This window comes from Bdellovibrio sp. HCB117 (assembly GCF_047305915.1).
In the GTDB taxonomy this organism is placed as follows: domain Bacteria; phylum Bdellovibrionota; class Bdellovibrionia; order Bdellovibrionales; family Bdellovibrionaceae; genus Bdellovibrio; species Bdellovibrio bacteriovorus_B.
In genome coordinates, this window is sequence record NZ_CP178622.1 from 2,895,321 (window position 1) to 2,906,920 (window position 11,600).

General features: G+C 45.4%; 11 protein-coding genes and 1 riboswitch. Of the genes, 5 read left to right on the plus strand and 6 right to left on the minus strand.

The annotated features are described in order from the left end of the window. Positions 1–161: 161 nt before the first annotated feature. Together ACLWBD_RS13775 and ACLWBD_RS13780 are read left to right on the plus strand one after the other, a co-directional pair. Complete coding sequence (locus ACLWBD_RS13775; RefSeq protein WP_413568584.1) at positions 162–1,919, plus strand: ABC transporter ATP-binding protein; 1,758 nt, start codon at positions 162–164, stop codon at positions 1,917–1,919. After that, positions 1,912–3,723 carry an ABC transporter ATP-binding protein gene (locus ACLWBD_RS13780; protein ID WP_253696377.1) on the plus strand — a complete coding sequence of 604 codons (1,812 nt, stop codon included), beginning with the start codon at positions 1,912–1,914 and terminating at the stop codon, positions 3,721–3,723. Before ACLWBD_RS13775 ends, ACLWBD_RS13780 begins: the two co-directional genes overlap by 8 nt. Here the strand turns inward: ACLWBD_RS13780 and ACLWBD_RS13785 are convergent. Continuing rightward, on the minus strand, positions 3,654–4,634 hold the full coding sequence (locus tag ACLWBD_RS13785) for a hypothetical protein (RefSeq protein WP_413568585.1): 981 nt from the start codon (positions 4,632–4,634) through the stop codon (positions 3,654–3,656). The two genes, ACLWBD_RS13780 and ACLWBD_RS13785, sit on opposite strands and share 70 nt — an antisense overlap. 49 nt (positions 4,635–4,683) lie before the next feature. After that, the gene (locus ACLWBD_RS13790) at positions 4,684–5,469 is read right to left on the minus strand and encodes a GYF domain-containing protein (RefSeq protein WP_413568586.1); all 786 of its coding nucleotides are present in this window, start codon (positions 5,467–5,469) and stop codon (positions 4,684–4,686) included. A gap of 219 nt (positions 5,470–5,688) precedes the next feature. Here ACLWBD_RS13790 and ACLWBD_RS13795 point away from each other — a divergent pair, with 219 nt between their 5' ends. Together ACLWBD_RS13795 and ACLWBD_RS13800 are read left to right on the plus strand one after the other, a co-directional pair. After that, complete coding sequence (locus ACLWBD_RS13795; protein ID WP_253696379.1) at positions 5,689–6,603, plus strand: chemotaxis protein CheX; 915 nt, start codon at positions 5,689–5,691, stop codon at positions 6,601–6,603. A gap of 79 nt (positions 6,604–6,682) precedes the next feature. Continuing rightward, positions 6,683–6,780: riboswitch (purine riboswitch) on the plus strand. Continuing rightward, the gene (locus ACLWBD_RS13800) at positions 6,774–7,634 is read left to right on the plus strand and encodes an endonuclease I family protein (protein ID WP_063204950.1); all 861 of its coding nucleotides are present in this window, start codon (positions 6,774–6,776) and stop codon (positions 7,632–7,634) included. It overlaps the preceding riboswitch by 7 nt. A 69-nt stretch (positions 7,635–7,703) precedes the next feature. Here ACLWBD_RS13800 and ACLWBD_RS13805 read toward each other — a convergent pair whose 3' ends face one another. The 4 genes from ACLWBD_RS13805 to ACLWBD_RS13820 are packed head-to-tail and all read right to left on the minus strand — an operon-like array spanning position 7,704 to position 10,779. Beyond that, positions 7,704–8,108: an acyl-CoA thioesterase gene (locus tag ACLWBD_RS13805; RefSeq protein ID WP_413568588.1), complete on the minus strand. Its 405-nt coding sequence runs from the start codon at positions 8,106–8,108 to the stop codon at positions 7,704–7,706. A gap of 8 nt (positions 8,109–8,116) precedes the next feature. After that, entirely contained in the window at positions 8,117–9,130 is a 1,014-nt protein-coding gene (phnE, locus tag ACLWBD_RS13810) for a phosphonate ABC transporter, permease protein PhnE (protein ID WP_413568590.1), read from the minus strand. Continuing rightward, a complete protein-coding gene (gene phnC, locus ACLWBD_RS13815) occupies positions 9,117–9,884 on the minus strand; it encodes a phosphonate ABC transporter ATP-binding protein (protein ID WP_413568592.1) in 768 nt (255 codons plus the stop codon). Before phnC ends, phnE begins: the two co-directional genes overlap by 14 nt. A gap of 1 nt (position 9,885) precedes the next feature. After that, positions 9,886–10,779, minus strand: a complete 894-nt coding sequence (locus ACLWBD_RS13820) for a phosphate/phosphite/phosphonate ABC transporter substrate-binding protein (protein WP_063204954.1) — start codon at positions 10,777–10,779, stop codon at positions 9,886–9,888. A gap of 92 nt (positions 10,780–10,871) precedes the next feature. On the opposite strand from ACLWBD_RS13820, the gene ACLWBD_RS13825 reads away from it, so the two are divergent. After that, entirely contained in the window at positions 10,872–11,600 is a 729-nt protein-coding gene (locus ACLWBD_RS13825) for an HAD family hydrolase (RefSeq protein WP_081112172.1), read from the plus strand.

Here is an 11,600-nt window from a genome sequence, read left to right on the forward strand (position 1 = left end):
GGTTTTATGGCCATCTTGAAGTTTCTAGTAGACCGTTTATTCCAGTCTCGCCCTTTCTTTTATGGCTGGGAACAAAGAGCATACGAACGACGCCAAGAGCAATATCGAGGGGAAACCCAAAACTCTTGCAGAGTCCGCTGGGATTAACTAAAGTTCCGACGATGCAATCTGCGACAGAGAACTCTTCTTTATTTAATCGCCCTCTTTGGTTCTACATAAAAAACAATCCCCGAGCCTTCAGCTTGGGGATGCTTTTTTTGTTGATCACCAATGCGCTGGACGGAATTTATCCGTTGATTATGAAAACGGCAATTGATCAGATCGAAACAAAAGTTCCGCTCGATGACATCGGTAAAACATGCGCGATGTTTTTCGCGATCATGGCAGGTTTAGCTGTCAGTCGTTATGGCTGGCGCGCGTACTTCGGAAAGTTTCACACTTTCGCAGCCGAACATATTCGTCAAAAACTTTTCCGCCACGTCACCTCGTTAGGACCTAACTTCTTCCACAAAAACCAAGTGGGCGAATTGATGAGTCTTCTTACAAATGACGTTCAATCTTTCCGCCAAGCCATCGGCCCGGGACTTTTAATCCTCGCAGACGGCATTATCATTATCGGCGTGGTGCTGCCGATCATGATTTCTTTGAACTGGGAATGGACTTGGAAAACCCTGGTGTTCTTGCCGATCGTTCCCTTTTTAATTTGGCGAGTGATGCGCCTAATTCATTCAAACTACAAAACTCAACAAGACCGTTTCTCTGAGCTGACTGGTGTTGCGCAAGAAACCGTGGGCGGCATCCGCGTTATCAAAAGTTTTGCTCAGGAAGACAATCGCACAACGCTTTTCAATAACGTCAGCTCCGCTTTTGAAAAAGCCTGTAACAAAGTCGCACGCATTGATGCGTTCTTTATCCCTGTGATGGAGTTCGGTGTCACCTCGGGCAGTGTGATTCTGCTTTTTGTCGCTCGCGATGATATTTATTCTGGCGCCGTTACGATTGGCACCTTCGTCGCTTTTCATCGTTACATCCAAAAGATGGTGTGGCCTATGACAGCATTGGGCATGGGCTTTTCTTATTTCCAAAAAGGTTATGCCTCTTTTGATCGTATTAAAGAGGTTCTGCAAACAGAGACTGATATTCCCGATCTGGGAAAGCACGAGCTGACTTCGTTCCAAACCTTAGAATTCAAAAACGTGTCTTATAAGCATAAAGGCAGCTCGGTCTACGTTCTTAAAAATGTGTCTTTCACTCTGAACGCCGGTGAATCCTTGGGCATCATGGGGCCTGTCGGTGCCGGTAAAACTACAATACTGAACCTGCTTTCGCGCATGTATCCGCTGGAAGAAGGTCAGATATTGATCAACGGGCACCCTATCGAGAACATCACCCAGGAATCGTTAAGAAGAACTTTCCTCCTGGTCCCGCAAGAGGCTTTCTTATTTAGCGAAAGCATTTCTGACAATGTCAGCTTCGGCCTCAAAGCTCGGGCCGCCGACGAAGACATCGTTCGTATGACTGAAGTTGTCGATTTAACGACTGAAATTGAATCACTTCCGCATAAATTTGAATCCCAACTGGGCGAACGCGGCGTGAATCTTTCAGGCGGACAAAAGCAGCGTCTGACGATCGCGCGTGGATTGATCATGAAAACGCCAGTTCTTGTGCTCGACGATTCATTAAGCGCGGTTGATACGCAGACAGAAAAAGCCATCGAGGCCGAATTAAGCAAAAGTCACTCAACGATGAGTCGTATTATTGTGGCTCACCGTCTTTCATCTTTGAAAGCCGTGAATAAACTTTTGATTTTAAAAGACGGACAAGTCGAAGCTTTGGGTCCTTATAACGAGGTTTTGGAAAGAAGTCCGACGTTTCAAAAAATTGTGCAGATTCAAGGAAAGGGGGATCATCATGAGTGAAAATTTCATGCATGAAGATCTAGTCAAAACTAAGATCACCTACCCCGAATTATTCCGTCGCCTGTGGCCTTACGCACGCAAGGAAAAGCTTTTGCTATTTTCAGCCATCGCGGCTGTCGCCGGTGGCGCGGCCGTCGCTCGTATGATTCCATTCCTAGTGGGATACGCGATCGATCATGGTGTGAAAGAAAAAGACTATAGCGTTTTTATCAATGTCGCTTATGCGTATTTGGCTTTAGAAATCTGCCGTTCGATCTTTTCTTTCGGAAATGTGTACCTGTTTCAACGATTCGGAAACCGCATGCTTTTTCACTTGCGTGAAGATCTGATGTCGCATGTCCAGCGCCTGCCTCTGCAGTTCTTTAATAAAACCCCGACAGGACGAATAGTGACTCGCCTGACGAATGATGTGATGTCTTTAGGGGAACTTTTTTCTGAAGGCGTTATTGCGGTCTTTACTCAAAGCGTGGTGATTGTTTCTGTCGTGGTGGCCCTGTCTTTGATTTCTTGGAAACTCACTTTGGTTTCTTTGATCTTAGCTCCGTTTTTTATTGGCGCTTCGATCTACTTGAGCAATCGCATTCGCGAGATCTTACGCGAACAAAAGAAGAAACTTTCTTTGATCAATGCTTTCTTAGCGGAAAATCTGAACGGCATTAAAGTCGTTCAGTTGTACAATCGTGTCACCCGCAATCGGGAGCTGTTCGGAGCACTCTCCACCGATTATCGTGATACAAACATGCGTTCGATCCGTGCGTATGCGCTGATGCAGCCGATTATGAACCTGTTTAATGCCACGACAATCACTTCAGCATTGTACTTCGGTGGTTTATTAAGTGCGCAAAATTCAATCGCGATTGGCTCTTTGGTGGCTTTCTTGATGAACATTCAGGACTTCATCCCGCCTCTGCGCGAAATCTTAGAAAAGTATCAACAGTTTCAAAACTCTTTAACCAGTGCTGAGCGTATATTCACGCTCATGGACGAAAAGAAAGAGTTTGAACTAGAGAACCTTCACAGTCCCCAAGTCGTTCAAGGCGATATTGAAATTCGCGATCTGACATTTCAATACGAGCCCGAGCTTCCTGCGGTATTAAAGAACATCTCTTTACATATCAAAGCCGGTGAATCGATAGCTCTCGTGGGAAGAACTGGAAGCGGAAAGTCCACTTTCATCTCTTTACTTCAGCGCTTTTACGATGCTCCGGAAAAGTCGATTTATGTCGATGGCGTCGCTTTAGAACGTATTGCCCGTCATGAAATCCGTCATCACGTGGGCGTCGTGCAACAGGATAACTTTATTTTCCGTGGCACGATTCGCGACAATATCGGACTCGGCGACCCAAAGGTCACGGACGAACAGATTCAAAGAGCCTGTGAAAAAACGGGATATATGTCGTTGCTTCTGCGCACAGGACGCGATCTTTCAAGTACCGTCGATGAACGCGGCGCCAATCTTTCTGTCGGCGAAAGACAGCTTATTGCCTTCGCTAGGATTCTGGCATTCAACCCCGATATTCTTATCTTGGATGAAGCGACAGCAAATATTGATTCTGAAAGTGAGCACATCATTCAGGAGGCGACAAAAGAAATCACCAAAGGCCGTACTAGCATTATCATAGCTCACCGTCTTTCAACGATTGAGCAGTGCGATCGCATTGTTGTTTTAAATCAGGGTGAAGTGGCCGAGGTGGGCTCTCACGCAGAATTGATGAAAGCCCAAGGACTGTATTATCAGTTTGCTTCTTTAGGTTTGAAATCCACTTTGATGGATGCATCCGCTGCTGGCACGGCGGAACCATAGAAACGAACGGCATTGCTAGACTCAATATAGTCCCAACCATTCACGTTGCTACGAGGAATGGAGACACCATTGATTTTAACCGTGATAGTTTCCACCAGAGGTTTTTTTGAAAGTTTAAAGTCCGTCAAAATCTGATAGATGCGAGATCTAATATTCGTGACCGCTGTAGTCAGACTCGAACTGCAAATGGACTCTGTCACGCCACCGGACGCTTTCGCAATATCAATAAAAGTCAAACCAGACTCAGAGTAATCATTGAATGTGGAGCAATTAATACTGGTAGGCAGTACGCCGATGAAATTGAAAACCCAAGAACGACTGCCGTCCACCCAAGGTCTTTTCAAGGAATCTAAAACATTCGTGTAATACGCTACTGGATTTGATACCGGGCTCTTGTCGTTTTCGTTAGATAAAGCAATGACGACAAGCAAGGCGTCTTCCCTAAAGAAACCACGGCCTTCCCCAGCAAGATAGGAGGGCGATAGGGCGATTTCCATGGATTGAAGACCGCGTTCATTGGAGCTCCCCGCCTCACCCACGATCATCCGACTTTTTAAACTGTTCACTAAATCAGGCGTCGACTTCGTCACAAACTTTGGCGAACCGATGAATTTACCGCCGTCGGGATTTGTACCGCCCACGCTGGTCGTGACGACCGCCATGTGATAATCCATTTTTAAGGAATTTAATTTCGTCACAAGATCAGGCAGTTGACTCGACAAACTTTGCTGATGTTTTAACATCGAAGACGAGTTGTCGACGATCCAAAGAATATCCACCTTATTATTGTAGGTGACATTTTGATCGAAGTTGTCGGAATCCGCCGGTAGATCGAACTTCACATCCTGTGCACACGCCATTAGCATCATCGCACTGACGCCCACTAACAATGCTGAAAATCCTTTTTTCATAGTTCCTCTAAAAGTTGCGGAAGAGGCCTGGGAACCTCCCCCGAAAAAATTAAGCTGCTTTTGTAGTAAAGTTCTTAATGCTTTCACGGACCGACTGACTGAGGGTCGTGAACTTCACACCGTACTTCACAGATTCAGAATCCGGAGCCGCATCTTTCACAAACTGCTTGCTGACGATCTGGCAGACAGCATTGAAAGGAGGAACCCCATCACCCGGTTGGAAATGCAAGAAGAGAGACTGACCCGGTTGCAAATTCGGAGTGTCGATAAGAACACCGGCTCCGCCTGCGCTGATTTCAAGCGCCTGACCACGGAAAACGGTTTTGTTATTATGAACGATCAAAGAAGCGCCGTAAGAAGCTCGCGCATGACGGCGACGGAAAAAGATCTCTGCCACATCGGCATCTTTGGATTCTTTCATTCCGCGGATACTTTGTGACGAAAACTCGTCCACCTCAGCAACACGTTTCCAGGCAGGAAGTTTTGCGTGCCAAATGTAGTCGTATTCAAAAAGAGTTTTTTCTTGCAGCATTTGCACAAGCTCCAGTCTGCAGAAAGGGCCATAGTTATTGCCTTCCTTCAGAATGAACCACTCTTTGTCTTTGAGGTTTTTAGGTGCCGGTGCCGGAGAAGCGCCAGGACGAACCGCAGGCTTTTGGGCTAGCTTGGTTGCAAACTCGGGGTGCTCTAACAACATCATCCATTCGCCGACGTTGTCGTCGTAAACGTAATCTGTCCATTGATGTTCCTGGGCCTCGATCTTTTTAAGAACCGTCTCATGCGTATACGGTCCAATATGGGTCCCATTGTTAGATAAATAGTACTGTTTTGCCATCTCAGAATACTCCTTAGAAAGTCTATCGGCACAAACAAGACCTGACTTAACTGTAGGAAATTAGACAGTTTCTCAAAGAAAATTCGTTATGTTTCGTCGAACTTTTTGACGAAAATAAGGTTAAAGCCTTCCTCATGAAAGCCCGATCAGATTACTGGTGGTTAAGGTTAGTAATGCTCAAACTGATTGAAGCTTATGGTTTTTGTACAGAAGAAAGAAATGAAGACTAGAAAGAATATCCTCATAGTGGACAACAAGTGTGATTTGGAGCACCAGCTCCGCGAACCACTATTTAAGCAGCTGGAAAATTCAGCTGTTGCGCCCATACTTGTACGAGCCAAAGACGGTGCGGAAGCGGCTATCAAATCTGAAAATCAGAAATTCGACATGGTGATCATCGATACAGAAGTTCCCCGTCTGATGGACGGCGGCTTCGTTTATGGCATTCATACTTATAAAAATACCCAAGATGCTGACGTGATCGTGATTTCACAACGTGAAGAAACGGATCTTCCCGAGTCTTTGCAAAATTCGAAATTCTTTAAAAAACCTGTTTCTCCTGGCGAGTTGATTGATGCGATGATTTCAATTTTAAATATTCAGCATCATGGGGCCTCGAAAGAAACACCTCCGGTTGTCGCGGCTTCAAAGTATGCCGTGGATGTGCGCGTGATCAATGCTGTCATCAAAGCCACGACCAGTGTTCTTGGGCAGTTTGGCGTGACGTCAGTCAACATGGGTAAGGCAGGACCAAAATCCCCGCATGAACCTTTGATGGGCGAAGTCTCTTCTGTGATTGATATCAAAAGCCAGTCGTTCCAAGGTTACTTGACGATCTCTTTTGACAAAGGAAGTTACCTTGAAGTTGTTTCGACCATGTTGATGGAAGAGCAAACAGAGCTTACGCAAGACAATCAAGATGCCGTGGGTGAGATCAATAATATCATCTTCGGTAATGCCAAGGCTGAAATCACCAACTACGGTGTGCAGATGACGGTTCCACGCGTGATTTTAGGCGCGGGGCAAACTGTGCACAGTGCTCCGGGAGCTGCGGGCATGATGATTCCGTTTTCAACGGGCAAAGGGCACTTTTATCTGACCGTTGTCGCGTCCCCGATAGCTAAAGTCGCTTAATCCCTCATATTTTAAATGTCAGTATTTTGTTTTGGCGCAGTACGCATTGGATTATGTACTTGCTTCGCTGCCTAATTTCATATTTAAACTTCATACGTTCCGTATATGCTGTGAATAGGGCGCAGCGTTTCTACAAGACACCTAAAATGTCTGTCTATGGAGGGGTTTATATGACAGCAAGTTTACTGTCGGTTCTATTTGTTCTTCTTTCTGGCTCTGTTAATGCAGCCACCATTTCTCAACAAATTCCATACTACGGTGAAGATTTTTATAACGATCTTTCATCGGGTGCTCGAGATGAAGAATTGGTTGAGCGTTTGCACACCGTGCTTAGCAGCCAACACCGTGCGATCCCAGGCCACCTGGATGAAATCACGGATAACTGCAACGGCTCTAACGGTTGTTACCAACACATCTCACTGGGTTATGACCGTGCCCGCATCTTCCTTCTAGGCGTTTATTACCTAGTCGATGAAGGAAACGGAAACTACGGTCTTCCTGATGTTTACTGCGGTAATATCAGACACAGCCACGAATTCCGTGGAACACCTCCTGGTCCTCGCGTCATCCCCGACAGCACGACTCTGAATACAGAGCACACATGGCCTCAAAGCCGCTTCACTGGCAAATTCAACAAAGGCATGCAAAAATCAGATCTTCACCATTTGTATCCCGCCGACTCTGAAATGAACTCTGTTCGCGGCAACAATGAATTCGGTGAAGTTTCCAGAGATTCAAAAATCCTTAAATGTAAAGAATCACGCACCGGCAAAGGCACTGGTGGAAGTGCAGAAATCTTTGAACCACCAACGGCGCACAAAGGAAATGTCGCTCGCGCTCTTTTCTATTTCTCGGTTCGCTACAGCATTCAAATCAGCTCTAACCAAGAAAAAGTTCTTCGCAAATGGCATCTTGAAGATCCAGTTGATGAAGAAGAAATGCACAGAAATAATGAGATCCAAAAAGCTCAAGGCAATCGCAACCCGTTCATCGATTTCCCAGAGTTGGTTGATTACATTCAAAACTTCTAAGATCTGAAGGTCTTAAATGAAAAAAGGCATCCTCCAGGATGCCTTTTTTATTTTCTGCTCCAGAAAAGCTTATTCCATTCCCAAAGCGGCCTTCCACTCTGGCGTAGGCTCGATCAAGCGACGCTCTTTCATATCAAACAACCCGAAAACGAATGTCGCTTCATTTGCGACCGATCCATCCTCTTTGATCATTTGCTGAAGCATGGTCGCAATCTTGCCTTTATAGCTTGTCACTTTAGACACGATCGTGATGTTTTCGCGCAGCCGAATTTCTTTTAAAAATTTGATATTCACTTCAAGGATGACCGGGCCCATCTTCTTTTGATGAATTTCTTTAAAACCAAACCCGCGCGGCGTGATGATTTCCCAACGAGCCTCTTCGTAAATTTGCAAATACGTGGCGTTGTTGATGTGCCCGTATGAGTCCACATGATGTTCTTTGATTGTGATTTTAAAAGGACTTAATTCTGACATAACCACCTCTATTTAAGAGCTTCACGAATATGTGCGGAGGCTAAATCCAGCGCCCACACTACCACGGCGATCACGGCGATAATGCAACCGACTTCGCGCCACATCGCTTGGCCCTGATACTGAACCAACATTGTTCCAATGCCTCCCCCACCAACCAAACCGATGATGGTGGCCATGCGCACATTGATGTCCCAGCGATAGACCGTAAATGAAATATACGGCAGAAGCACTTGAGGAACAATCGCATACCAAATTGTTTGCAGTTTATTGGCGCCGGTCGATTCAATGGCTTCGATGGGACCTTCTTCGACCGCCTCTACCATTTCAGAATATTGTTTGGCGAGCGAAGCAATCGAGTGAATCATTAAAGCGAGCATGCCCGCGAACGGCCCGATGCCAACCCACACAGAAAAAATGATGGCCCAAATCAGCGCTTCGATAGAGCGAGTGATATTTAAAAACGTGCGTAAAACTAAATACACCGTTTTTGCAAACGGTCCGCGCATGATATTTTTAGCGCAGAGAAAGCTCAGGACAAATGCCGCAGGTATCGCCAATGTTGTCGCTAAGAACGCCATAAAGATCGTTTCGATAATATTTAAAACAGCCCTTGGAAGAACTTCCCAATTTGGGTCCAACAGCCCCTTAAAAAGTCGAACGGCGCCAGCAAAGCCGTTTTCATCTAGAATTTCTATTAGCGAAAATTCCGTTTTATAAATAGAGACGATCAAAGCCGTCAGTAACGAAATGATGAGCTGCCACCCCCAGAAGCGGCGAAACCAAGCTTTGTCTTCTAAAGTGGGTGGCGAGGTCTTAAATAAGATGTCACCCAGAGTAACGACCTTCATTTTTTTTAATAAAATACTGAAGCCGCATCCGACGGCAAAAAATGCAAGCGCACTGCCCGCCACCACCGGAAGGTTCAACATCGCGTCCTCTGAAGAAACAAAAAAAGCGACCGTTAAGACGGAAAGAAAGAACCCAAAAATAATTCCATCAAATATAATTTTACGAAATGTCATGGGCGTCTTCTCCGTAAATACGATGGAACCACTCTTGGGTGATCTCTTCTGGCTTTCCGGTGAAAACAATTTCTCCTTCTTTGAGCGCCACCACCCGTGTGGCGTATTTACGCACTAAAGAAAGAAAATGCAGATTCGCGATCACCGTAATACCAAGCTCTTGATTAATCTTTTTAAGATAATCCATCACCGCATGCGAGGTTGCGGGATCTAAAGACGACACGGGCTCATCCGCCAAAATCAACTTCGGTTTTTGAGTCAGCGCTCGCGCAATGGCCACACGCTGTTTTTGTCCTCCTGAAAGATGATCCGCTCTTAGCAACGCTTTGTCGGCAATCCCGACAAGTTTTAGATTTTGCAGGGCCTCTTTCTTATCTTCGTCAGAAAATAAACCGAAGAAACTTTGCCACGTCGATTTTTCTGCCAGTCGTCCCATCAACACGTTCTTCAGAACACTTTGCCTAGGAATCAAGTTGAAGTGCTGAAAAATCATGCCGATGTTCTTACGCAGCCGACGTATGTTTTCACCCTTTTTTAATTGGCCGACATCTTCGCCTTCGAAAAAGATGTGTCCTGACGTTGGTTCATGCAGACGATTCAGACAGCGAAGCAAGGTCGACTTTCCTGAACCACTTAAGCCGATGATGACTAAGAACTCCCCAGGTTGAACTTCTAAATTCACCTCTTTTAAAGCGCGCACCCCATTGGGATAAGTCTTTGAAAGATTTCGCACACTCAGTAAAGGAGTGGTCATTTTATTTTCCTTCAGGCGGCGCCAAGGTTTTTAGCATTTCACGAACGCTGTCGTAATCGCTGTCGGTGGCTTTTTTAAAATTCGTCGCTCCCAACATCAGATCAATAGCTTTAAGTCCTTCGGGAGTTGCCGCAAATTGCAGAAGTGTGTCCACGATTTTTTCTTTCATCTCTTCTGGCATGTCTTTTCTGAAAACGATCGGATCATTGGGGATGGGTTCAGAAAGCTCAATAATTTTTACTTTCTGTTCGACATCAGGATATTGAGTTTTCACCAAACGACGAGCATCTTCAATCTGGCCATTCTGTGCCGGGCTATAGTAGGTAGCTCCGGCATCCACTTGGCCTTGATAAATCATCGTCACCACCGAATCATGTTTCATCGCAAACACAGTGTCTTTAGGTTCGATCTTCAGATCCTTCAAAGTCTTCAGCGGCAAAAGATATCCGGAGGTGGAGGCGGGATCGACAAACGCCACTTTCTTTCCGGCCAAGTCTTTCAGTGTTTTGATTTTGCTGTCCGCACGAGCGAGAAACTGAGATTGATACGTCGCAATTCCGTAACGAATCACCGTCAGTCGGGCTTCAACACCGTACTGCTTATGGGCAAGGTAATAGCCATAAGTGTTGATGGCGGCCACGTCGGCCCTTTTTGTGCCAAAAGCTTCAACGACGGCGACGAAAGATTGAGGGATGGTGATTTCGTACTTGTAGGGAGTGTTTTTCTCTAAATACTCTTCAAGCACTTTGGCATTATCAGCAAGCACCTTAGCATCGACAGCAGGCACAAGATGAAACTTGATAGGATTTTTTTCAGTGCCCAAGGCATCTTTTTTTAAGTTACATCCCGATACCAAAAACGAACTGATCAGGACCATTGTAAGAAGTCTTGTCATGCTGTAAGCCTCCAAAGCTATTATAGAAAATCACTCTGACAGGGCAAGAAAAGTCTTTGATTTCACTGGACTTGTATGGCTAGATGGCCCTTATGTTAGAGCAGGTTCTTGATAATATTCGAGCGATCACTCAACAAGGCGAAAAAAGCCTGGTTGTATTTGATTTAGATTCCACCCTTTTTGATGTCAGTCCGCGGGTGGAAAGAATTCTTCTCGACTTCGCAGCCTCCCCCATCAATCAAAAGAAATTTCCTGAGCAAACGACTTTGCTTAAGAACATTAAAACCATGCGCTCAGATTGGGGTATCACCGCCGCTTTGGAACGCGCAGGTCTTGATGGTGCTCATCCCGAATTTCAAGAGGCCATTCGCGCTTATTGGCAGAAACATTTCTTTTCAAATCACTATCTTCAATTCGACTCTTTGTATGATGGTGCTTTGGAGTTTGTTCTTGAAGTTGAAAAAGCCGGAGCAGACATCGCCTACCTTACAGGACGAGATGTGGAACGCATGGGTATTGGCTCTGCAGAAATTCTTCATCAATGGGGTTTCCCGATGAATGATCGTGCGAAGCTCGTTTTAAAACCTCATCGCAGCATGGATGATGCTCAATTCAAAACCGATTGGTTTATCGAAAACGATAAGAAGAATTTTAAAAAGATCTACTTCTTTGAAAATGAACCCGTGAATTTAGTGCATCTGGAACAATTCTGTCCGCATGTGGAAATGATTTTCTTTGAGAGCACTCATTCAGGTAAGGCACTGGCTCCGGCGAAACTTCCTCGCATTATTAATTATCTGCTAAACCAAAAGGCCAACTAG